Origin of the sequence: Psychrobacter sp. AOP7-B1-24, from assembly GCF_052376215.1 — a bacterium.
Taxonomy (GTDB): Bacteria; Pseudomonadota; Gammaproteobacteria; order Pseudomonadales; family Moraxellaceae; genus Psychrobacter.
Genome location: NZ_JBQSVL010000006.1, coordinates 65,443 through 89,788, shown reverse-complemented (window position 1 = coordinate 89,788; position 24,346 = coordinate 65,443). Strand labels below are relative to the sequence as shown.

General features: G+C 42.1%; 20 protein-coding genes and 1 other RNA gene. 4 read left to right on the top strand and 17 right to left on the bottom strand.

Annotation, left to right across the window (positions count from 1 at the left end; genetic code table 11):
* Positions 1–20: 20 nt before the first annotated feature.
* Complete coding sequence (locus ACT3QP_RS02570; protein ID WP_444524357.1) at positions 21–1,442, bottom strand: SLC13 family permease; 1,422 nt, start codon at positions 1,440–1,442, stop codon at positions 21–23.
* A 420-nt stretch (positions 1,443–1,862) separates the two neighbouring features.
* Between ACT3QP_RS02570 and ACT3QP_RS02565 the strand changes: the two genes are divergently transcribed.
* On the top strand, positions 1,863–2,027 hold the full coding sequence (locus ACT3QP_RS02565; RefSeq protein WP_444524356.1) for a hypothetical protein: 165 nt from the start codon (positions 1,863–1,865) through the stop codon (positions 2,025–2,027).
* Between the two features lie 43 nt (positions 2,028–2,070).
* On the opposite strand, the gene ACT3QP_RS02560 is transcribed toward ACT3QP_RS02565, so the two are convergent.
* Together ACT3QP_RS02560 and ACT3QP_RS02555 are read right to left on the bottom strand one after the other, a co-directional pair.
* Positions 2,071–2,766 (bottom strand): YoaK family protein, encoded by a 696-nt coding sequence (locus ACT3QP_RS02560; protein ID WP_192519462.1) that lies wholly within the window; start codon positions 2,764–2,766, stop codon positions 2,071–2,073.
* A 135-nt stretch (positions 2,767–2,901) separates the two neighbouring features.
* Positions 2,902–3,708 (bottom strand): enoyl-ACP reductase FabI, encoded by an 807-nt coding sequence (locus tag ACT3QP_RS02555; protein WP_444524355.1) that lies wholly within the window; start codon positions 3,706–3,708, stop codon positions 2,902–2,904.
* Between the two features lie 339 nt (positions 3,709–4,047).
* Here ACT3QP_RS02555 and folE point away from each other — a divergent pair, with 339 nt between their 5' ends.
* A complete protein-coding gene (folE, locus tag ACT3QP_RS02550; protein WP_444524354.1) occupies positions 4,048–4,644 on the top strand; it encodes a GTP cyclohydrolase I FolE in 597 nt (198 codons plus the stop codon).
* Between the two features lie 84 nt (positions 4,645–4,728).
* Here the strand turns inward: folE and msrB are convergent, their stop codons facing one another.
* From msrB to ACT3QP_RS02490, 12 genes are all read right to left on the bottom strand, one after another.
* Positions 4,729–5,955: a peptide-methionine (R)-S-oxide reductase MsrB gene (msrB, locus tag ACT3QP_RS02545; protein ID WP_444524353.1), complete on the bottom strand. Its 1,227-nt coding sequence runs from the start codon at positions 5,953–5,955 to the stop codon at positions 4,729–4,731.
* Positions 5,956–6,088: 133 nt separating this feature from the next.
* Entirely contained in the window at positions 6,089–7,759 is a 1,671-nt protein-coding gene (locus ACT3QP_RS02540; protein ID WP_444524352.1) for an ABC transporter ATP-binding protein, read from the bottom strand.
* Position 7,760: 1 nt separating this feature from the next.
* Positions 7,761–8,792: an ABC transporter permease gene (locus ACT3QP_RS02535; protein WP_444524360.1), complete on the bottom strand. Its 1,032-nt coding sequence runs from the start codon at positions 8,790–8,792 to the stop codon at positions 7,761–7,763.
* Between the two features lie 50 nt (positions 8,793–8,842).
* Positions 8,843–9,913 carry a microcin C ABC transporter permease YejB gene (gene yejB, locus ACT3QP_RS02530; protein ID WP_444524351.1) on the bottom strand — a complete coding sequence of 357 codons (1,071 nt, stop codon included), beginning with the start codon at positions 9,911–9,913 and terminating at the stop codon, positions 8,843–8,845.
* A gap of 48 nt (positions 9,914–9,961) precedes the next feature.
* Complete coding sequence (gene gloB / locus ACT3QP_RS02525) at positions 9,962–10,741, bottom strand: hydroxyacylglutathione hydrolase (protein WP_444524350.1); 780 nt, start codon at positions 10,739–10,741, stop codon at positions 9,962–9,964.
* Positions 10,742–10,907: 166 nt separating this feature from the next.
* A complete protein-coding gene (locus ACT3QP_RS02520) occupies positions 10,908–12,740 on the bottom strand; it encodes an extracellular solute-binding protein (RefSeq protein WP_444524349.1) in 1,833 nt (610 codons plus the stop codon).
* A gap of 279 nt (positions 12,741–13,019) precedes the next feature.
* Complete coding sequence (serC, locus tag ACT3QP_RS02515; protein WP_444524348.1) at positions 13,020–14,144, bottom strand: 3-phosphoserine/phosphohydroxythreonine transaminase; 1,125 nt, start codon at positions 14,142–14,144, stop codon at positions 13,020–13,022.
* 171 nt (positions 14,145–14,315) lie between these two features.
* A complete protein-coding gene (locus tag ACT3QP_RS02510) occupies positions 14,316–15,176 on the bottom strand; it encodes a hypothetical protein (RefSeq protein WP_444524347.1) in 861 nt (286 codons plus the stop codon).
* A 133-nt stretch (positions 15,177–15,309) separates the two neighbouring features.
* The gene (locus ACT3QP_RS02505) at positions 15,310–18,150 is read right to left on the bottom strand and encodes a M48 family metalloprotease (protein ID WP_444524346.1); all 2,841 of its coding nucleotides are present in this window, start codon (positions 18,148–18,150) and stop codon (positions 15,310–15,312) included.
* An 89-nt stretch (positions 18,151–18,239) separates the two neighbouring features.
* A complete protein-coding gene (locus ACT3QP_RS02500; protein ID WP_192519451.1) occupies positions 18,240–18,836 on the bottom strand; it encodes a LemA family protein in 597 nt (198 codons plus the stop codon).
* Between the two features lie 295 nt (positions 18,837–19,131).
* Positions 19,132–19,228, bottom strand: an RNA gene (gene ffs, locus ACT3QP_RS02495) — signal recognition particle sRNA small type.
* A 76-nt stretch (positions 19,229–19,304) separates the two neighbouring features.
* The gene (locus ACT3QP_RS02490) at positions 19,305–19,481 is read right to left on the bottom strand and encodes a hypothetical protein (protein ID WP_444524345.1); all 177 of its coding nucleotides are present in this window, start codon (positions 19,479–19,481) and stop codon (positions 19,305–19,307) included.
* Here ACT3QP_RS02490 and ACT3QP_RS02485 point away from each other — a divergent pair.
* Both ACT3QP_RS02485 and ACT3QP_RS02480 read left to right on the top strand, forming a co-directional pair.
* Positions 19,471–20,184, top strand: coding sequence for an AraC family transcriptional regulator (locus ACT3QP_RS02485; RefSeq protein WP_444524344.1), 714 nt, complete (start codon positions 19,471–19,473; stop codon positions 20,182–20,184). The genes ACT3QP_RS02490 and ACT3QP_RS02485 overlap by 11 nt on opposite strands.
* 248 nt (positions 20,185–20,432) lie before the next feature.
* Complete coding sequence (locus tag ACT3QP_RS02480; RefSeq protein ID WP_444524343.1) at positions 20,433–21,149, top strand: SIMPL domain-containing protein; 717 nt, start codon at positions 20,433–20,435, stop codon at positions 21,147–21,149.
* Between the two features lie 133 nt (positions 21,150–21,282).
* On the opposite strand, the gene ACT3QP_RS02475 is transcribed toward ACT3QP_RS02480, so the two are convergent.
* Positions 21,283–21,936 carry a DUF4124 domain-containing protein gene (locus ACT3QP_RS02475; RefSeq protein WP_444524342.1) on the bottom strand — a complete coding sequence of 218 codons (654 nt, stop codon included), beginning with the start codon at positions 21,934–21,936 and terminating at the stop codon, positions 21,283–21,285.
* A 268-nt stretch (positions 21,937–22,204) separates the two neighbouring features.
* A complete protein-coding gene (gene glnA, locus ACT3QP_RS02470; RefSeq protein ID WP_192520688.1) occupies positions 22,205–23,614 on the bottom strand; it encodes a type I glutamate--ammonia ligase in 1,410 nt (469 codons plus the stop codon).
* Between the last annotated feature and the right edge of the window lie 732 nt (positions 23,615–24,346).

Sequence of the window (24,346 nt, the reverse complement as noted above, 5' to 3'; positions counted from 1 at the left end):
AGTAAGCATTAGTAGCTAAGTTATATTAAGAAGAAATACGCCCATAGTCCGACAACAAAGGTGGCAATAATATTAAGAATAATACCCGTACGAACCATCTCTGTTTGTTTGATAAGTCCTGTACCAAATACGATCGCGTTTGGCGGTGTCGCAACGGGCAGCATAAAGGCACACGATGCACCAATACCAATGACCAATACTAATACTTCATGCGGTAAGCCCATTTGCTCAGCGATAGCAGCAAATACTGGCACCAACAATGCGGCAGAGGCTGTATTAGAAGCAAACTCGGTTAAGAATATAATAAATGCAGATATCGCAATCATTACCACCACCAGTGGTGCAGCAGATAATGCGTTAGCAACCGTTTCACCAAGTACTAAAGACGCACCTGAGACTTTCAAAACTGTCGATAGCGCAATACCGCCACCGAACAGCATGAGCACGCCCCAATCGGTATTATCAGAAACCTGCTTCCATGATACCAATCCTAAGCTGACCACTGCTGCGGCTGCTGACAAAGCAATGATGGCATCAGTATCAGAAATATCTAAGGCGGCACCAATTTTTTTGGAAAATATCCAGCTTAAAGCAGTAATAATAAAGACAATAATTGTCGCTATACGCGGCTTATTCCACGCAATAGGATCATCTTCTGTCAGCGTGATTTTACGATTCAGATTGGGTTTAAGGAACAGGTACATCGCGCCCAATAATACTGGTAATAACACCAACATCATCGGTATACCAAACTTCATCCAATCAACAAAGGCAATATCAAGCGCTTTGGCAGCAATAGCATTCGGTGGTGACCCGACAATCGTACCCAAACCACCAAGACTTGCCGAATAAGCAATACCCAATAGCACAAACACAAACGTACCGCGATCTTTTTCACGATCAACTTGCGTCAAAATACCTAGCGCCAAGGGCAACATCATTGCCGCAGTGGCTGTATTTGATATCCACATTGACAAAAATGCCGTCACACCAAATATCAAAAATACCGCTGTACTAAGCTTACCACCTGACATCGACAAGATTTTTAAGGCGATTTTTTTATCTAATTGCTGCACATGTAGAGCAGCAGCCAAAGCAAAACCACCAAAAAACAAATAAATCGTTGGGCTGGCAAAGCTCTGCAAACCAATTTTGGCATTGAAATCTGGTATACCAATCAGCGCACCAACGACTACTACTAATAGCGCCGTGATGGTCACGTGCAGTGCTTCTGTTAGCCAAAGCACACCAATGAAAAACAACAATGCAAGACCTTTATTAGCATTGATATCAAATGGTAAAACATTATAGATAATCATAGCGACAATCGCCGCAATAGCGACAACTATCAACCCTTTACCAGTTCCTTTTGGAAAGGTATCGGTAAATAAATACTCATTGCCATCAGTAGGTAGATGGCTGTCTAGTTTTTGTTCTGACATAAAACGTCCTTATTTCCTCAAAGACAATGTGAAAACACCTTACATATCATAGGTACTCTAGTACTCACTTTGTCACTCACCCAAAAAAATACGTGGCTATCATAGCAGATATACAACAGAAAAATGACTTAACCAAGAACTTAATAAATTAATACCAAATTCAGGTATATCAGACATAGCTCTTATATAATTTGTATCTTACCTATACATGAAGGAACGCACCACCTTAACGCAAACAATGATGTTCTATGGTTACACATCGTCACTAAACAGGTGCATACTTTGCCTATACAAGCACATAGCGTGCGCTCATACTTGTTATTAGTTTGACTAAAAAATAAATATCAAAGATGCATTTAATAAACATATTTTCATTAGATTTTACGCTAGCAATTGAATAAAAACAAACAGGAGTATGTCATGACACATGCAAATAGAAAGGATTCCACTACTAAGATGGCACCCAAAGACATCAATCAAGACGGTTTAGCCAAAGAAGATCAGCAGCGTACGAATGATTCTGCACTTGATATGATGCAAGGTATGCATGAACATGAAGATCATAAAGAAGAAGGTGATAAATAAGTTATCGCTTTACGTTTACAGTAAAAATAATAGGCGCTTATCATTATGATGAGTGCTTTTCTCGTCTTGGTTCTCTCTTTTCTGGTAAATGACCTGAAGCATAATTATATAAAAACGCTGCTGTCAGTACAATTGTAATAGGTACTAATAATGCACCATAACCCACCTTGGCATACATAAATGCCCCTACCGCGCTCCCACCGCAAAAGCAATACCAAATAATCGCTTGAAACCCCAGTGTTGGCTTACTGATCGAGCGACCCGCTAGCCAATTACCTATTGCCGCACCCATGTCTGACGTCAAGCCCGTTAAGTGAGTAGTACGAATAACAGCACCACTATAAGTAGCAACCATTGCATTCTGCAAGCCGCACGCCATCGCCGCAGCCAACTGTCCTAAATAGTCGTGCTGTTGGTATAGCCAATAGCTAATCACTAGTAATAGCGCTTCTATATACAGCGCTTTTCCATAACCTTTACCTAGTTTTAATGAGGCTTGTCCAATAACAAAACCGCTTAATATAGCACCTGCTAAAAAAGAAAGTAACAACGCACCAATATACAAAATACTGTGTACATCTAAATAAGCAATCGCCGATGCAAATAAGCTGACATTACCCGTGACATGCGAAACCGACAAATTAGCAAAACCCATCAATGCTGCCGTGTTGACACAGCCAGCACTAAAGGCAAGCACCGCACCACCCCACAATATCCACCTTGGTAATTTAGTTATCATATCTACTACCTAAAGACTGAACTAAAAACAGCACATAGTATAACTAAAAAAGGCAGCCAATTGGCTGCCTCCTTTATTTCTTAAACATTATTTTCAGACGACATTGCTAGGATGCGTCCTCATTACAGGAAGCAATTATTTTGATTCGTCTAGCATCATTAACTGCTCGCTAATAGCAACGGTATTAAATCCTGCATCTACAAACATGATTTCGCCAGTGATACCAGAGGCCCATGGTGATAGTAAGAATAATGCCGCATTGCCCACTTCTGTCTGAGTGATGTTGCGCTGTAGTGGCGCGACTTTTTCACTGATATCGAGCATTTTACGGAATGATTTGATGCCACTAGCCGCCAATGTACGAATAGGACCTGCTGATATAGCATTAACGCGGATGCCTTCACCGCCCATAGAAGTCGCTAAATAGCGAACACTGGCTTCCAAGCTAGCCTTAGCCATACCCATGACATTATAGTTTGGTAAAACCGAGATACTGCCTTCATAAGTCAATGTCAACATAGAGCCGTGACGCATGGCTAGTAACTCACGCGCTTCTTTGGCCAGTGCCACAAAACTATAGCTTGAGATATCATGCGCGATACTGCTGCCTTCACGGGTAGTTGCGTTGACAAAATCACCGTCCAATTGGTCCATCGGTGCAAACCCAATCGCATGTACCACACCATTGATACCATCGCCCCAATGCGCAGTCACTTGTTTAAAACAAGCAGCGATAGAGTCATCAGATGCCACATCACACTCTAATACTAAATCCGCCTCGAACTTCTCTGCTGCCATATCCACACGTTTTTTGATTTTGTCATTTGGATACGTCAAGATCAATGATGCGCCTTCACGATGTAACGCTTCAGCGATTGCCCAGGCGATAGAAAGTTTGCTTGCGATGCCAGTTACGACAAATCGTTGTCCTTGCAGTAGCATAGTTTTTCCTTTTGAATCAATTAGAGTTATTTAAATTAAAAAATTATTTAGAGTTATATATGATAAATAATCAGTGCTAGTAAATCATAAATTAAAGATGGCTTATTATACACGAATTAATTTAAGTAAACAGTCGTAAACTGTATTTGCTTATAATGGCGCTTAATATTGATTAAACATTGAACTACGAGCCACAGCAGTATGAAGTTAAGCAGATTTCAAGTATAATCACAGCCCTTCCCAGCTTGCACAATTTTTATAATAATCCTTTACAACCGTTGTTTGTAAATAAGGATTTAGCGTTAAGCTACACCCACATTTTGGATGGCTGCCAAACTTATGAGTAACACCCCAACAATAACATCAGAATACCAAGAAAATATTGAGTCTTATCGTCAATTGATCGGCTCAACTGGTGAAGACTTGCATCGTCCTGGTCTTGAAGAAACACCCATGCGTGCCGCAAAGGCCTTTGCTCACCTAACCCAAGGCTATCATCAAAATTTAGATGACGTCGTCAATGATGCGCTGTTTCCATCGAGTAATCGTGAGCTGGTTTTGGTTCAGAATATTGAATTTTATTCATTGTGTGAACATCATATGTTGCCTTTTCATGGTATCGCACATATCGGTTATCTACCCAATGGTCAAGTGTTAGGTTTATCAAAATTTGCCCGTATCGTAGATATGTTTGCCCGTCGTTTACAAGTTCAAGAAAACCTAAGCGAGCAAATAGCACAAACCATTATGGACGTCACTGGCTGTCGCGGCGTCGCGGTAGTGATGGATGCCGCACATATGTGTATGATGATGCGCGGTGTTAGCAAGCAACACTCCACCACACGTACGATGTCAATGTTGGGCGAGTTTGTCCATGATAATCAAGCGCGTACGGAATTTCTAAGTGCAATACCTAAGCGTCAACCAGCTTTTTAATTATTCAATAAATCATAACTTAATCTTCAAAAACAAGAAAAGGACGCATTAGCGTCCTTTTTATTGTTTCCGTTTTATTAAAAATTAAGAAGCGATTGGTTTTACGTCATCAATCCAATCACCGTAACCTTCCTTTTCCATATCCGCTAATGGTACAAAACGTAGTGCCGCCGAATTCATGCAGTAGCGCTTTCCTGTCGGTGCAGGACCATCATCAAATACATGGCCTACATGCGAGTCAGCATAACGGCTGCGTATCTCGGTACGAACAGAGAATATACCTCTATCTTCTTTTTCAACAACCATATCTGTACTCAATGGACGAGTAAAGCTTGGCCAGCCCGTTCCTGATTTGTATTTATCACGAGAAGAATACAGCGGCTCACCCGATATCACATCGACGTATAGACCAGGTTCTTTGTTATCCCAGTATTCATTATCAAATGCACGTTCGGTGCCTTCTTCTTGAGTAACTTTGTACTGAATATCATTAAGCGATTTTTTCAATTCGCTTTGCGTAGGCTTTACAAAGGTTTCTGAATTGAAGCCCGTGGTCATTTTAGTATCAGTAGAGGTGCTTGAAGACGCAGTTGGAGTATTTTTTTCTATGCTATCTGTATCAGGTTTAAATTGACTGAAGTCTAACTGATAGTTTTTACCGTATACACTTTCGATAAACTGATAACGACCAGAATTAAAAGTATAGGCTTTATAACGAATCGGATTCTTTTTATAATAATCCTGATGATACTCTTCTGCTGGATAAAACGTGCTAGCAGGAGTAATTTCTATCACCACTGGTTTCTCATACACACCAGAATCTTGTAACGCCTGCTTGGCTGCTTCTGCTGTTTGCTTTTCTTGCTGATTATTATAAAAAATAGCAGGACGATACTGTGTACCGCGATCTACATACTGACCTTCAGCATCTGTGGGATCAGCGATACGCCATAATGCCTGCACTATACCCTCATAGGTTATTTCCGTAGGATCATAATAAACCTGCGCCGCTTCAGTATGACCCGTGCCACCCGCTGATACTTGTTTGTATGTTGGGTTTTCAGCCTCGCCACCTGTATAACCTGAGACTACTTCTACCACACCAGGAATCTTCTCATAACCCGCTTCAACGCACCAAAAACAACCCCCAGCTACTGTCGCCACAGCCAAATTAGGATCTGTCGGTGCATAAGGGTTTTCAGACGTTGGCGTGGTCTTTGCCGTTGTTTCAGTGGCGGCACAGCCCACAAAAAGAGTACTGCTTACCGCTACTACTACAGCAGCGACCCTAGTTTGTAATGTGCGGTTCATCAGGATATCCTAAGAGTTATGGTGTTTGTATAATTATAATAACTCGGTTATGTGACTACAATGCGCCTGTTTTGTTATAAAAATTTAACATGATTCAAATATTATGTACTTTAACTGAACAATAGTTTTTGGATTACGTGTGACTTGCCTGTATTAGATGCTGAGTGTAAGTATGTTCTGGATTATTAAAGATATTTTCAGTATCTCCAGACTCCACGCACACGCCATCTTTGAGTACCATTATCTGTTGACACAACGCGCGCACGACTTTTAGGTCATGGCTGATGAATACGTAACTGATTTGCAATTTGTCCTGAATTTCACGTAGTAATCTCACCACGGTAACTTGCGTGGTGCTATCAAGTGCAGAAGTTGGTTCATCTAATATTAATAAACTGGGTTGCATAATCAGCGCTCGTGCCAGCGCCACACGCTGCCGTTGACCACCAGATAGCTCATGCGGATAACGCTGCGCAAACTCAACAGGCAAATGCACAGTAGCCAAACTGTCTATGACTGCCTGCTGACGGGCACTCTTATCAACACCTTGGACGAGCAACCCTTCTTCAACAATTTGCATCACTGTCATACGAGGATTAATACTGGCAAACGGATCTTGAAACACCATCTGAATCTGCGAGCGAAAAGTACGCAGCTCACGTTTTGACAATGCCATAACATCTTGACCATTAATGACTATCTGCCCTTTAACACGTGCTTGATTGCTGAGCAACTGACTCAATGCCAGTGCCGTCGTCGTTTTGCCAGAGCCAGATTCGCCCACGATACCCAATGCTTGACCTTTCGGTAGCGTTATATCTAACGCTTTCACTGCCTCGAACCAACGCTTGATACCGCCAAATAGACTTTTTTCCATTGGAAATTGTACTTGTAGATTATTTACTTGCAGTACCGTTACCTGCTCATTTTCATTCTCAGCTGAGGTCGTGAGCGCTTGACCAAAATTCTGTTGGATAAGCGTACGAGTGTATTCTGCGTTAGGTTGATTGAACACAGTGGCTGTTTTTCCTTGCTCAATCGTCTTTCCTTGACGCATAACGATGACATCATCACTATAACGTCTGACTAAATTGAGGTCGTGACTGATAAGCATCATTGCCATATTATGCTGACGCTTTAAATCATCTAACAACTCCAGAATCTCATGTTGCAACGTCACATCGAGCGCCGTCGTTGGCTCATCAGCAATTAAAATATCGGGGCGCTGTGCCAATGCCATCGCAATCATAACGCGCTGTCGTTGACCACCTGATAACTCATGCGGATAGCGATTCAGCTTATCGGCAGGATCGGTAATATTGACGTCATCAAGCAAAGCTATACTTTGTTCACGCCATTGTTTCTTTGGAACACCGCTTAGACGCAGTGATTCCGCGATTTGTATAGCAACGGTGTGTAGCGGATTGAGCGCCGTCATCGGCTCTTGAAACACCATGCCGATGCGCTGCCCGCGTATAGTGCGCAACACAGAGTTTCGCCTTTCATTATTGGCTATTGGCAATATTGTCATGCCAGCTGTACCTGCCAGCTGTACTTTGCCCGTAATGGATAAGTTATCTGGTAATAATCCCAATAGCGCAAGACTAGAAATAGATTTACCAGAGCCTGATTCACCAACGATGGCTAAGGTTTGCCCTTGCCTCAGCTCATAAGACAATGCATCAACCAAAGCCGCGCCCATAGCGGTATGAATACTGAGCTTATCTACTGTCAGTATGACTTTATTTTGTTCGTGACCGTGGCTTTCATCTGGTCTGTTGTTTGGCTCATTAGTTATAGTCATATTAAGAACGCCTCGGATCAAAGGCATCGCGCAGCGCTTCACCAACGAATATTAGCAGTGATAAAATAAAGGTTAAACTGAAAAACCCTGATAACGCTAGCCAAGGTGCATCTAGATTGTTTTTGCCTTGTACCATCAGCTCACCAAGTGACGGTGAACCCGGTGGCAGCCCATAACCCAAGAAATCTAATGACGTTAAAGCAATAATATTCGCAGTGAGAATAAAAGGTAACTGCGATAAACTTGAGGCCAACGCATTGGGTAAAATGTGTTTTAGCATGATACGACTGTCCGATACACCCAGATTGCGAGCGGCACGTACATAATCGAAATTACGTGCGCGCAAAAACTCTGCTCGTACCAAACCCACCAAGCTCATCCAGCCAAACAATAACATCATGGCAAATAGCATGGTGATACTTGGGCTAAATAAACTGACCAGAATAATAATCATAAACAGCTGAGGCATTCCGCCCCACACTTCCATGAAACGCTGCCCAATCAAGTCTATCCAACCACCATAATAGCCTTGGACGGCACCGATGATAATACCAATCAACGCCCCTGCAAGTGTCAATGCCAAACCAAATAATAAAGACACCCGCAGTCCATAAATTATCCGCGCCAATACATCACGGCCCAAATCGTCTGTGCCAAGCCAGTTTTGAGCGTTGGGTGCGGCTGGATAAGGAATACCCAATTCAACATTGGGTGTCTGATCGGCAAAGGGAATAATCGGCATGATATAAAAACCCTGATCGTCAATCAGTGCTTGCACCGCAGGGTCTTTGTAATTGGTTTCAGTCTCGAATACACCACCAAAAGTCGTTTCAGGATACGCCTTTACTACTGGAAAATAGTAGTCGCCCTGATATTGCACCAGTAGCGGCTTGTCATTGGCAATCACATTGGCAGCCATACAAATAATAAATATCAGCGTAAACATAAACAGCGATACAACGCCCAAACGATTGCGACGAAAACGGTTTAGGCGTGCCTGCCAGATAGGATTTAGCCTACGTTTTTTTGGCATAGAAACAGGAGATTCAGATGAGGGCGTTGAAGGTAATGGATGACTTGACATTAGCGCCCCTCAAAATCAATGCGAGGATCAATCAAGTGATAACTTAAATCACTGATTAACTGTAATAATAATCCCAACAAAGTAAAGATAAATAGCGTGCCAAATATCACGGGATAATCGCGCTGCTGAATGGCTTCAAAACCAAGCAGACCTAAACCATCAAGCTTAAAGATAATCTCAATCAGGAAGTTACCAGCAAAGAATATCCCAACGATCGCGGCTGGAATACCAGCGATAATAATTAGCATGGCATTACGGAAAACATGCCCGTATAACACTTGCCGCTCTCCCAAACCTTTGGCACGAGCAGTCAACACATATTGCTTGCCAAGCTCTTCTAAAAAACTAAACTTGGTCAAATAAGTCAAACCAGCAAAGCCACCAACCGTACTTGCCAATAGAGGCAAAGCCAAATGCCAAAAGTAATCTTTTACTTTACCAAGCGCACTGAGTTGATCAAAGTTCTCTGAGGTTAATCCTTGTAATGGAAAGATATTCCAATAGCTGCCCCCAGCAAAGAACACCAATAGTATGATAGCAAAGACAAATACAGGTATCGCATGTCCAATCGCAAGCAGCATAGCCGTTGCTTTATCGATTCCTGAACCATGGTGCATGGCTTTATAGACACCGAGTGGAATCGCTATCATATAAATCAGTAACGTACTCCATAGTCCAAGTGAGATTGATACTGGCAGCTTTTCTACAATCAGGTCGGTTACTGACTGACCCTTAAAAAATGACTCACCAAAATCTAACTGAGCATAGTTCTTTAGCATCAACCAAAAACGCTCAGGAGCCGATTTATCAAAACCATATTGGGCATTGATAGCCGCTACCATGTCTTCCGATAAGCCGCGCGTCCCTTGATAAGTACTGCTATTACCACCTGCACTGCCCGCACCAATATTACCAGCCAACGCATTGTCTTTTGCGCCTTGCTCAATAAGTGCGAGCTGCTGCTCAACAGGGCCGCCAGGAGCTGCCTGCACAATGACAAAATTTGCGAGCAATATTAAAAAAAGCGTCGGTAATATCAGCAGCAATCTTTTTAGGATATAACGACCCATAACAGCAGATTCCTAACATAATGAAAGAGACAACAACGGAAAATTTGGCTAAAAATTATTTTTGAGCTCACGTAAAGCGGCAAATACAGTCAAAGACTTATCGTCGTCGAGATTCATTTTAGCCTTCACACCTGCTATCACGCTTGGTTCTTGTGTACGTAAGAATACATTAACCAGACGCTCATGCTCTAGAGTCACAGGCAATGTTGGAACACCCTCTGCCGTTTGTTCCTGTGCATAAGCGAGTGCTTGCTGCATTGCTTCATTAGCGGGTTCAATCGATAGCCCAAAGCGTAAATTGCTGGCCGTATACTCATGTGCAGGATATAACAGCGTCTCAGCCGCTAGACTATTCAAACGCTTAAAGCTGTCATGTAGCTGCTCAATCGTGCCAGTAAATACCCGGCCACAACCCGCACTAAATAGCGTATCACCGCAGAAGCAATGTTTGAGCCCATCGATATCTAAAACATAGGCTACGTGACTCGCTGTGTGACCATATACGTCCCAAACTTGTGCCGAACAGCCCCATGCACTTACTGTGCTACCGTCTTTGATTGTCTGATCTTCATCGACATTATGCTCAGTATGCGCAACCAAATGCGTCATCGGGTAAGCCTCTTGTAGCTCTTCAACACCGCCAATATGATCGTGATGATGATGCGTGGTCCAAATAGACGTTAGCTCTAGATTGTTTTCTTCTAAGTAGGCAATGACAGGCTCAGCTTGACCTGGATCAATGACAATCGCTTGCTTATTATTTTCATTAATCAATGTCCAGATATAATTGTCATTGAACGCTTTAATCGGGTGGATACGAATACTCATGGTGAATCCTTACGAATAATTATCTTTGTTACTTGTTTATCAGAGTTGCTTGTTTATCAGATATCTTTGTGAAATGCTTTAACCTTCAAAATTGTTAGCTTTTACCGTTTTAAATAGCTATCGTCTTAAACAGACACTATTTTAAACAGCTACTTTAAATAGCTACTTACTGCTTTAAATAAGCATTAACGCGCGCTTCTGCTGCCTTATCTGTCCACCAGTAGTCAATACCCACGGCATTGGTAGGCAGTTTTTCAGTGTGGCGGTATTGATTCCAATAGGCGACATTAGTACCTGACTTGCCATATAACGGCACCAGATAATAACCTGCCCGTAATAAGCGGTCGAGCACTTGGGTGTATAACACAATCTCATCACGACTCTTAGCCTTACCTAATTTTGCTATTACCGTATCAATTACTTCGTTTTTAATACCAGCTGTGTTTCTATTACCGGCTTGATCGGCAGCCGAACTGCCCCAAAACCCTGCTTGCTCGGCACCTGGAGACAAGCTTTGAGCAAAGACATCAACGACCATATCATAATCAAAATTTCGCATGCGTTCATAGTATTGCGGGCCATCGACTTGACGCAAGGTCGTGTCAAACCCCAAACGCTTTAAGTTACGAATATAAGGCAACAATACTCGTCCCATGGTTTCGCCTGTCATCAAAATCTCAATTTGAGCGAGCTTTCCATCAGGCTGATATAGCTTCATATCGTTATAGTAAAAGCCAGCATCTAGCAGCAGCTGCCGTGCTTTTAACAACCCTTGACGATTAAAACCCTTTCCGTCGGTAGTGGGTAATTGCCACGCAGCTAATGTTGCCTGACGTTGCACTGGTTCAAGCTTAGCTAATAGAGGAGTCAGCACTGCCATCTCGTTGTCTGAGGGTGTACCAGTTGCCGCAAGTTCTGAGCCATGAAAGAAGCTTTGTAAACGTTCATACTGTCCATGGAATAATGTCTTATTCATCCATTCAAAATCATAAGCCGCGGTTAATGCTTGACGAACACGAATGTCTTGAAAGATTGGCCGACGCATATTCATCACCAGACCTTGCATCGCTACTGGATTTTGACTGCTTATCGTCTCTTTACTCACCATGCCAGCATTAACTGCTGGAAAACTATAACCTGTTGCCCAATTAGATGCTTTGTTCTCAAGGCGGAAACGATATTGACCAGATTTAAAGCCTTCAAACGCAATCTCATCGCTTTGGTAATACACAAATTTAATCATATCAAAGTTATAACGACCGCGATTGACCATCAAATCACGTCCCCAATAATTAGGATCACGCACATAGCTAACTGCACGCCCTGCATCTACGCGACCCAGTTTATAAGGCCCGCTACCCATCAATGGCGTTAGCGTGATTTTCTCAAAATCAGCATCAATAGAAGACTTGGCAAAAATAGGAAACTGTCCGACCGTCAATAAAATCTCTTTATTATCAGCAGAGGCAAAGACAAACTTTACTCGTTGCTTATCGAGCACTTCAATGTCTTTAATATCACCCAAATAGCTACGAATATACATCGGCCCTTTGTTCAAAATCGCATCATAAGTGGCTTTGACATCATTGCTAGTGACAGGCGACCCATCCCAAAAGCGTGCAGCAGGATTGATATGATAAATAATCCAACTGGTATCATCAGGATCATAAGTGACCTTGCTTGCTAGCTGCGGATACATCGTAAAAGCTTCATTTAATGATCCCGTCATCAGAGTATCATATAGATAATCTGTACCAGCCATCGCCACACCAGTGGTCATCCACTTATTAGCAGCGTTAAAAGTGCCGCGCGTATCAAGCGATAGCGTACCACCTGTCGGCGCATTTGGATTGGCATATGGCATAAATGGCGCGTCAATATAGTTAGTAGGACTATTATGACCGAGCGCAGTAGTCGTGATTGGTACTGCGTTACTGATAGGCGCCCATCCCACGACAGCTACCAATAACACAGTTTTTAGCATGGTGTTTTTTATCATAATAAAGTTATAACAAGCCCTTGTGCCAAACCAATGAATATATTTAGAATTTTTCTAGAAATTACAGCTCAATGCAAAACTCACTAAAAATGATACGTAACGCAAAATTTCATCATAACAAATTTAAGTTTTTTAACCTAATGGTTTACCGTGTTAAGTACGCTGTCATACAAACGACTGACTTGATAGAAACACAATTGATTAGGGCGTGTTGATGTTCAATAAAAAAGGCGCAACTCCTAAAAGTTACGCCTTTCACTGTCTAAAGCCAACCTCTATTTAAGCGTGCTTTTTCTCAAACGCTATCATAAAGTCCACCAGTTGCTGTACCCAGTCTAGTGATACGGCATTATAGATACTGGCACGCATACCGCCCACATCACGGTGACCTTTTAGGTTCATCAAACCTGCAGCGGCTGACTCTTCTAAAAACACTTGGTCAAGACTTCTATCTGCCAACGTAAATGGCACATTCATAATAGAACGATGTTTCATGGCTACTGGGTTGTTATAAAAATCGCTGTCATCAATCGTCTTGTAGAGTAAGTCTGCTTTTTGCTGATTAATCTTGCCAATAGCAGCAACGCCGCCCTGCTCTTCTAGCCAATCAAAGACCAGTCCTGCCAAGTACCAAGAATATGTCGCTGGCGTGTTTGACATAGATTGTTTTTCGGCCTGATGCTCGTAGTTCATCAGTAGCGGGCACCACTCACTTGCCTGCCCCAATAAATCTTCACGAATGATCACAATAATCAATCCTGCTGGACCAATGTTTTTTTGCGCACCAGCATAAATCATACCGAACTTAGAAACATCAATCGGTTGTGACAAAATGCAAGAAGACATGTCGGCAATAATAGGCGCATCAACTTGTGGTGGCTCAAATATCTGTAAACCATGAATGGTCTCATTAGCACAATAATGAAAATACGCCGCATCGTCACTCAATTGCCATTCACTTTGATCAGGCACATCGGTAAAGTTACTGTCTTTGCCTGTTGCGACCACATTCGTCTCACCCAAACCCAGTTTGGCATAGCGATCGGCTTCTTTGATTGCCTTGCCTGACCAAGCGCCTGTGGTTAGATAATCTGCGCGTCCACCATTCAATAGATTCAATGGAATCGCTGAAAACTGTAAGCTGGCACCGCCTTGTAAAAATAGCACTTTATAATTATCTGGAATGTCCATTAACGAACGCAATTTCGATTCCGCTTTTTCGGTAATAGCAATGTACTCTTTACTACGGTGACTGACTTCCATGACCGACATACCACTGCCCTGCCAATCAAGCAGCTCATCTTGCGCGCGTGATAATACAGCAGTCGGTATCGTAGCAGGTCCCGCTGAAAAGTTAGGCACACGGTTAGGAGCGACAGTATTGATAGTTGATGTGGTGGTCATAATCATTATCCTAAATATGATGAAATCATCGTTGTTTGTTGGAGCGTAAAGGTTATCGATTAAAATCACTTTAACAGTGATTTTCGTTGTTTTTATTCTCTAATATCTGTTTTGTTCTTGCCAACAGTTTATGCTGACAGTTTATCACCGCACCTATGACGACAAGCCGGCCTAACCAGATAGTTTATCCCAAAGCTGACGTTTTAACCCGCTATCAGCAAGCATTTCATCTAACGTGGGCACAGCAGTAAGTGTCGGATGCTCAAGCCCTTCAGGCAGTTCAGTCAATGCTACTACTTGTATTTCTTCGCTGCGGCCGATTTTAAAGACATATCCTGCAAGGCTGGCGTTGGCAAGCTCAGCGGTATCCATGCCTTCACAAATGGGGAAAGATGTGGCCTCACAAGCGATTGATAGTGCTTGAGTGATGTTTTGCCATAGCTTTTGACTGTCATTATTGAGTGCTTGGATATCAACTAATATTACCCAGTCACCATAGCGCCCTCCTTGCAAGTCAAAAGGGGCTACTTTTTTTAAGCCATCATCGTTGGCTATACTATTAGAAATAGAAAGAGAGGATTGTTCAATAGAAGCCGTTGTTTGCTGCACGATGTGTTCTACTAGGGGTCGAACCGCCACATCAGGAGTACTGCTATCAAAGCTATAAGTGACAGGACTTTGTTCATGCGGTTGTGTTAAGCCTGCATCACTAGCATCATGATAATAGTTACTAATAGATTCATCATCAATGACAGCTGATATAGTATCAGCAGATGCTATATTCGACGTTTCAGCGTTCGCAGCAGCATTACTTTGACGTTCAATAATTGGTTGTGCAATGCTCGTAGCAGACGACGCAGTCTGAGCCGACCTATCAATGATAGAGTCAGGAATAGTAGGCGCAGCAATATCTGCCATATCGATAGTGTTGGAGCTTGGCTGTACCCACTGATTGATACCCATCATCGCTAAAATCTGACGCTGCTGCATACGATGTTGCAATACTGTTAGCGGGTCTGCAATGTCACTCATGTTTCTCTACTATCCTACTCGTCTAAAATGGGTTTACAGAATATTTGTATAAAAAACATCAAATAATAACTTCGATCATGCAATATCTGGCCAGCCCAGTACAAGTCAAGCAATGCCTACGCACTTCGCTCATTCAAAACAGCTTGCGAATACCCAACCAGCGATCAGCTAATAGCATCAAACAGTCATACTCATCTTGACTGACTATCGTATCATGTAACATCACGGTATGTAATGTACTCAGCCATTGTTGATAATGGATATAAGTGTAAGAATTATCAGTCACGTTATTATAATCTATTTGACCGCTTCCCTGTTGCTTCTCTTTATCATTATCATCACATGTATCTGCTGTTGTAGCAGATACAAATGTAGGTACAGTCTCTATCAATGCTAATAACTGGATACTGTTCAGGCTCTGCGTGGTTAATAACAGCCATTGTAAGTTTGCATCGCTCACAGCGGCTAAGTCAATATCAATCAATCGTGCATGGCGACGTAAGTCTACAATATAATGAGTCACGCTAGCATCGTTATAGCCGAGCATTGAACTTTGTCGCTCTGAGATCATTTGGCCTTTGACATCTTTTGACAAACGATAGGCCAATATAGCAAGCATCGTTTTTTCTACACTATCCAGTCCGACAAATATCTGACCAGAAGGATCGAGCTGCGCATATATATCGTTTGCACCAGCTTGCAACGTATGCTGCCAGAACTCACCTTTTCCTGCATTCAACGGCTTGTCACCCAGCACTGTTGACAGTATAGGTAGCAGCGGCTGTAAGTGCAACGCTTGCCATAGTGACAAAATAGAAGGAGCTCGAGAGACATTACTTTTAACATCTGCGTTCTCCGTATCAGCGCTTTCATCAGTTATCTTATCTGCCAGCACTTTACTTAAGTCAGCGCTCAACTGATGATTGATCAGGGCCATAATACCCTGTTGGTAGCGTGTCAGCATCGTACGATATTTTGCTTGCTGACTATAATCCTGATGGCTTTTATTGCTGTGACTGCTTTCATGCTGCTGACGTAATGTTTCAATCATGCTCGATGATAAGTCATGTTGGCTTAGTTTTTTTAGTGCCGTTGTGATGAGTACGCTATCTAAGCGACGGTCCATTGTCGCCACACTCTCTATCAATTTATTATCTATTGTGTGAGGCAAAATTTTCGTTTGGTTATCACTCTTTGTTATGTTAGTTGTAATTATGGCATCAGTCGCAATCTTGCTCCAAATATCGGCTAAGTCATAAGAAGCCGTCACCTCTAGTGCATGACCTTGATGGCATAGCATCACCGCTTCAATTAAGGCTTGCGCTCCTAGCGGATGATGGCTGTGATTAAGTACATACTGTGGTAATGAGACCTTTTTAATATCATCAATACTGATCAAGTCTGCTACCGGCAAATCACTATCAGGTTGTGCTTGCCACGGTTTTAGCTGTTTAAGAGTACCAATATCTTCTGCTTGCACCTGCAATCGTCCGTCAACAACAACATCTTGTTCGATCACAAACTCAAGGCCTTTCTCTGCCTCTAACTCATTATTCATCTCTTGATTAGATAATGATTGAGATTGAAGTGATTGTTTATTAAGTTTTGCTTTATTGCTTAGGCTATTGGCTGTTATTGCTCCCCAATCGCCAAGCCTGCGCTGCTCGTATATCTCTTTTACCTTTTTTTGATTGATGCGCTTTTCTTTGGCAACTTGGGCAGAAAACTTGTGATAAGCATTCTCATTGATGGCACTCATACGCTCAGACAAACTAGGATGCGTGGCAAACCAAGAGACATCGCCTAAGTCCGTGCCACTGCTGGCAAAGAAAAAATGACTGAGCCCATTGATATCAGTGATACCTGTCAAACGCGAGCCAAGTGAGTCCTGATGAATGGCTTTTAAGGTTTCCATGATCGCAGGAGAGCGTGTCAACTGTACACTGGTCGCATCAGCAAGCAGTTCACGCTGACGGTTAAAGCTGTGTTTGATAAGTTGAGCGCTTGCCATACTCGAAAAGCTCAATCCGTGTAACAATAACGTCCACACACTGCGAGGTGCTTGACGATCTACCACAGGTTTATTGTACAGCCACATCGATTGATTTTTCGCTGACGCCTTCTGTTTTTGCGATTGGCTCTGCCAATAAGCCACCCACTCACTGTGAGTGGTAAAGCTTGCGGTCTTCTCCTCAGTACTACGTGCCTGACTATCAATAGTGTTTTGTGATGTGGAGAGGTTTTGATTAACCGCATTATCAAAATAATGGTCATTGCCGATAGGATCACTCCAGTCATACAGTATCTGTAAGCCTGCCAGCACCACCATCAACTGCAAATTGAAAGCAGCATCGCCATGGAGTATATGGCCATACTCATGACCAATAAGTCCATACAATGCCTCATCAGACAGCTTATCAAGCGCCCCTTGAGTCACGACCAACACCATATCTTGACTGTGTCGACCCGCCACAAAGCCATTGATGCCTTGCTCCTCGGGGAGCACATACAAAATCGGCATGGTTAAACCCGAGGCAATGGCCAACTGTTGCGCAATCTCATAATAACGTCGATAGGTTGGCGGAAAATCACGCTCATTACGCACCGCAATATGGCGTGCACTGTAGCGAACCTTTTGCACAGGCTCATGCTGATGAGCAACGCCTTGGCTGTGCTCCCAAGCATCTTGACTGTCATCAATAAATAGCCGCACCGCACCAACACGCTGAGCAATAGAGCGACCACCCGCTTTTAAGCGACGATATTCTAAAAAACTACCGCCAGCGAAACTGCCTAGCGTCCAAAGAATGACCAGCACTAACGCCCAGTGATAAATACCGCCCGTAAATACCGTGAGCAACAGAATCATGACACCAAGTGCCACCGCTATATGCGCAAAGACAATGAGAAAAAATAGCCCATAAAGCAAGAGGCTACGCTGAGTACGTGTGCGCTGTTCACCAAAAAAATCCATCTGATTGTCTTACCTAAACCTTGTATTGCCTAAGCTTTATATTAAATAAACACATAAACGCATGCTAAACACACAAACGCATGTGAATATCAGCCCATATTAACAACAGGTGCTTGAGCAATCGCCTTTCTATCTTCAAACACCAACTGACTTAATGGACGAAAGCCAAAAGTCGTGCTAACCAGATTGTTTGGAAACACTTCGCGATCGTTATTATAAAACATTACACTGTCATTATAGTGCTGACGCGCAAAACCAATGCGGTTTTCGGTATTGGTCAACTCATCCATCAGCTCTTTAATCACACTGTCCGCTTTTAGCTCAGGATACGCTTCCACGACAGCGGAGAACTGCCCTAGAGCTTTGGACAACATGCTTTCTGCTTTAGCAAACAATGCCATATGTTCCATTGAATCTGGCTGATGCTTGCTTGAATCTTGCAAGCTTTGGGCATGATTACGTGCATCAATTACACGAGTGAGCGTCTCTTCTTCATGCGTCAAATAACGCTTAGCCGTTTCCACTAGATTTGGAATCAAGTCATGGCGACGTTTTAGCTGAACGTCAATCTGAGAAAAACCATTTTTTGCTTGGTTACGCGCACGTACCAATTTATTAAATATAGATACCCCAAATACAACCAATATCACCACAACTGCAATAAACAGCCAAACAAACATCTTCATAATCAAATCCTAAAACGTTTTGTATTGATATTAAAGTCTGTTGCATACTTCACCATCGCACTGACAGCGACTATTGGTGAATACTCAACACACTCTAATGTTACTAAAAAGTTAATATATTGTATATTAACTCATATTAATCAATGAAGTTTAGAAATTGAATAAGAAATTAAAATATAAAATGGATAAAATTCACGCAAAAAAAAGCCCTTTACAATAAAGGGCTTAATACATAATACGAGTATTTCTGACTGATTATAAAACCAATTATCAAATTTTAGGCAAAAAAAAGCGACTCCAAAAGCACATCCTCGGCACACACTGTGACTATTACCGTTGCTACCTTCCGGTCCTGGCGGGATTCATAGAACAATGTTGCGAGGCTACCAATGGAGCCACCAGATGCAAATTATACAAGGATTTTTTTATTTTGCAACCCCTGTTATAACATTGAGGTTAATAAATCATTTATAGCGCCCAGTTAAACGATGTTTTTTCTTCAGACACTGACCAAAGCTTGGTGGCTAGCGTCTCATCCAAAGCGACTTTATCTAATGGACACATTCCAATAGCCCCAACGGTTTGCGCGCGCTTTGTAGGCCCATAAAGCCTTTGTTGTTCAAGACCTACTTGCGTGGCACACATTACCTCGGGCCATGATCCTTTTTCAGCCGACTGGGCGATGAAGCGAGACGCAACTACCGCATCACCTGACAATCCTCTTATGGGCGTATATATCTCATTAGACACTAAGGTAATGACAGAGCTCTCAATCGAGATGCACAGTAAAGCGAATGGCGTTATACATCATCCTAAAAATACATCCCATCCCTTAGGGTTATCGCTTTCAAATTGGGACAATGGCTTTACTAAGGCATTGTTTCGGCTACTAATGCTAATAGATAACCCCGTTGATACCTTGATACTTGGGGAAAGCCGTTTACGCGAATTTTACTATGCCCTATTAAAGGGGGAATCAGGATATTCAGCACAACGCGCTTTTGGTGTGGGTAATGAAATTGCTCAATCTATCGAATACTTGTCAGCACATTTGGATGATGTGATTACTATTGAAGACATGGCCAAACACGTAGGAATGAGCCGTGCAGTCTTGCATCGTAAGTTTAAACAAGCCACCTCCATGTCACCTATTCAATTCATAAAATCCATGCGCTTGAACGCTGCTGCCATGAAGATAGCAACGGGCATGACTGTCAATACAGCAGCCATGCAAGTCGGTTACTCTAGCTCATCACAATTTAGCAGAGAGTTTAAACGTTTATATGGCAGCTCTCCCAAACAATGGACCAGTGAACACCGACCTTTAAACAATCCTGCCTATTCATAATAGTCACAAACACCCTATACAGTTATCAAAAACAAGCGATGGCTATGCTTTTCGCTGTCATATAAGTCACGTAAGTCACATAGGTCACAAAATTCTCACAGCAACTCACTCAGTATTTGCTATTTTAATGTATAAAGTTATACCCATACCAACCTTTCTTTGATATATACAAGGAATGGCTTCTTGTGCGTAACCAGATTCTTAACATATTTGTGTATGCATCATTAGAACTAATTTAGGAGACAATAATGAAAACCACGTTACTAAACAAAACAGCCTTAACGACTGGCACAGCCTTGTTACTAACAGCCATGATGGGCAGTGCGCATGCAGAGCCAACAGGTTACGATCAGCTAACGTTTCAAACAGAAGTAAAAGAAGAGATTCAAAATGATGAAGTGCGAGCCAGCTTATACAAAAAAGCACAAGCAACAGATTCAAAAGCATTGGCAACGATGCTCAACACATCCATCAATAACGCGATGAAAATCGCTAAGCGCTACCCTAGTGTGACTGTAAGCACAGGGCAGCAGCGTACCTATCCTCGCTATGACAAAGACAATAAAATTATTGGTTGGACAGGACAAGCCAATATAGATTTGAAGAGTACTGACTTTGCCGCAACCAGTCAGCTCATCGCTGATTTGCAAGAGACGCTAGTGATGGAGAATCTAAACTTTGGGGTTTCAGAGAGTAAGAAAGATGCACTAGAACAAAAACTCATGACCAACGCTTCTCGCGCTTTTCAGCAGCAAGCTAAAAATCTAACTAGCGCATGGGATGCTCGTGGTTATCGTGTGATTAATGTCAATCTCAACACAGGCGGTAACTCCCCTCGCCCTATGTACAGCAGCATGAGTATGAAAGCAAGCTCTGAGGGTGGATCAGTTCCTAGCCAAAGCTTTGAGTCTGGTAACAGTACTGTCTCAGTAACGGCAAATGGTACGATTGAGCTGACGCAGTAAAGTAGCTTGTACCAGTGGTTAGGTTCGTTTATAAACTGAGCTCTTCATACTAAAAAGGCAAGCACCATTATGGTGCCTGCCTTTTTCTTTGCGCTGTTGTTTATGCCGTCGTTATTGATCAATCAGACAAGCTCTAATCACTTTTACCTAACTTTAATAATAGTTTTTGGTATAACGATAGGTTTTGATAAGCCAACAGCTGCTCTGCTTTTCTTTTATTATCTTGCAATGTTGTGTTGTTCTGAATCACATAAATGGTACGCGCAACCTGCTGGAGCTTGCCACCTGCCTTATTGGTCACAACTGCCGTGATATTGTGCGATCCTGGTAAAAGATCTACCGTTGAAATGGAAGCACTTAAACCCTGTGCCACCTCATTACCATCCAAGTAAATACTTACGCTATCGCCCGCTTGTAGGGATGGCTGTACTTGTACATTTACATCGATATTTTGTGCAGGACGACGATAAGCACGCTCTTCGCTTGGTTCAGTGATCGTAAGCTGATAACTGACGGTCGAACTATTATTGTCCCCATCAGATGTACCAGTCGTCTCTGCGCTGGCAGCTTGTGCACTACTGCCAGACTGTTCACTTGCATTGCCATTGTTATTTGAATTAAGCGTATCATTTCTAGTCATAACGCTGGTCTGAGTAACTTGCTTATCCGCTTGCTGCTCATAATTCTGTGGACGGTCGGTAAAGGTAACTTGCCCCGTCTTTTCATCAACGACTTTATAGATAGATGCAGCACTTGCCAAAGGAGCGTTGAGACTAATGGTACTCACAATCACAGCTGTCAACAGCCCTACATTGCTTTTTGAAAAAATTAGTTTTGATGATGAGATCATAGTCAGTTACCCAGTTATAGTGTCTACTATTAATATAATGTTATGACAACCATTATGCGATATTTTTGGTGTTAAATCAGCAATGATTTTAAGGAAAGTCAGTCATGGCATTTGACCAATTATTATTTCGCGCACAAAAAAAACCAGCTAAGAATAACTTAGCTGGTCTTTTTGACTCAAAATAACTGAGTGCTGTAGCGACTAATTAGCAGCTATAGTACATATCGAACTCAACTGGATGTACAGTCACGTTCAGACGTTGTACTTCTTCTTCTTTCAAAGCAATAAACGCCTCTAGCATATCTTTGGTAAACACGTCGCCTTTTAATAAGAACTCGTTGTCATCTTTCAATGCTTGTAGAGCAACATCTAAGCTCTCTGCAACCGTTGGGATTTGTGCTTCTTCTTCTGGTGGCAAGTCATACAAGTTTTTGTCAGCAGCTTCACCTGGATGCATTTTGTTTTGGATACCGTCAAGGCCAGCCATCAACAATGCAGCAAATGCTAAGTAAGGGTTCGCTGTTGGATCAGGGAAACGTGCTTCAACACGAACTGCTTTAGGGCTGCTTACATGTGGAACACGGATAGATGCTGAGCGGTTAGACGCTGAATAAGCAAGCTTAATAGGCGCTTCGTAATGTGGCACTAAACGCTTATAACTGTTGGTTGATGGATTGGTAATCGCGTTCAAAGCACGAGCATGCTTGATGATACCACCAACGAAGAACAACGCTGTTTCAGACAAACCAGCATACTCATCACCTGAGAACGTGTTTACGCCATCTTTCGCGATAGACATATGTACGTGCATACCTGAACCATTGTCACCAACGATTGGCTTAGGCATAAAGGTAGCCGTTTTACCAAACTGATGCGCAACGTTATGAACCACATATTTTAACTGTTGAACTTCATCTGCCTTACGTACCATGGTGTTAAATGCAACACCGATTTCAGACTGGCAAGAAGCAACTTCGTGATGATGTACTTCAACACTACCTTCGCCAACGATCTCTTCAATGCGTTCACACATCACTGAACGCATATCTTGTGAGCTATCAACAGGCGGTACTGGGAAATAACCACCTTTCACGCGTGGACGATGCGCCATGTTGCCCCACTCATAAGTCTCGCCTGTCGACCATGCTGCTTCTTCAGCAGTGATTTTATGGCTAACACCAGACATATCAACTGACCACTTCACATCATCAAATACAAAGAATTCCGGCTCAGGACCAAAATAAGCAGTATCACCAATACCAGTAGACTTTAAGTACTCTTCAGCGCGGCGTGCGATAGAACGTGGGTCACGATCGTAGCCTTGTAGCGTTGATGGCTCGATAATGTCACAAGTAACCACAACAGTTACTGAATCAAAGAACGGGTCGACAAAGGCTGTCTCTGCATCTGGACGTAAGATCATATCTGACGCTTCAATACCTTTCCAGCCAGCAATTGATGAGCCATCAAACATTTTGCCATCTTCCATAACATCTTCGTCGATGGTATGCGCAGGGAAACTGATATGTTGCTCTTTACCACGGGTATCGGTAAAACGAAAGTCAACCCATTTGGCATTTGTTGATTTGATAAGATCTAGTAATTTGTTCGACATAAATAATCTCCGTTGTGTTGATCACGTTATTGCGATGTAAAGTTATTTGTTTAATTTTTTGGTTCAAGAATATTAATATTAGCTGCGTAATTCAAACTAAAGCGCGCTTTCAATATTATGCTTATTATCAGCACTGTCAATGTCTTTAGTCAAGACATCCTTCTAATATCAAGTTTGTGCTTGCCACTCTCACTTTATTCTAACAACATACGAATGATAATAGTAAGCGCTTCGGGCATTTGTTAACAAATATTTTTAAAGCATTTTTTGCTAAAAATAGTTATGACATTGTTATTGCAAAGGCTATGCCAACTTAAATAAGTCATAGCATCAAAGTACTTGAAACGTTGTTTTATTATCAATAATTACAAACATCTATAGCAGAAATATTAAATCATGATATTTATTTTTTAGCCTACTACACTATCAACTTCTTATAGGAGTGCCAATTAGATGATACATATGCATCAATTTGGTGCATAATAAATCAAGCCAATCATGTAAAAAGCATCGTTTTAGTGCAATTATAATTATTGTATTTGCTCAGCTGATAACAAACTAATGATTCATCACATATATTATCCGAGTAAGTATTTTACTGATTACTTACTCGGATAACCTGTACCCTACATTTGATAGACCTTAAAATAATGTTAAGATAACCACGCCTTATTAAGTACATAAGTCAAAAAGTAAAATAGATAGATATAAGCCCTAACAATACAATCATAT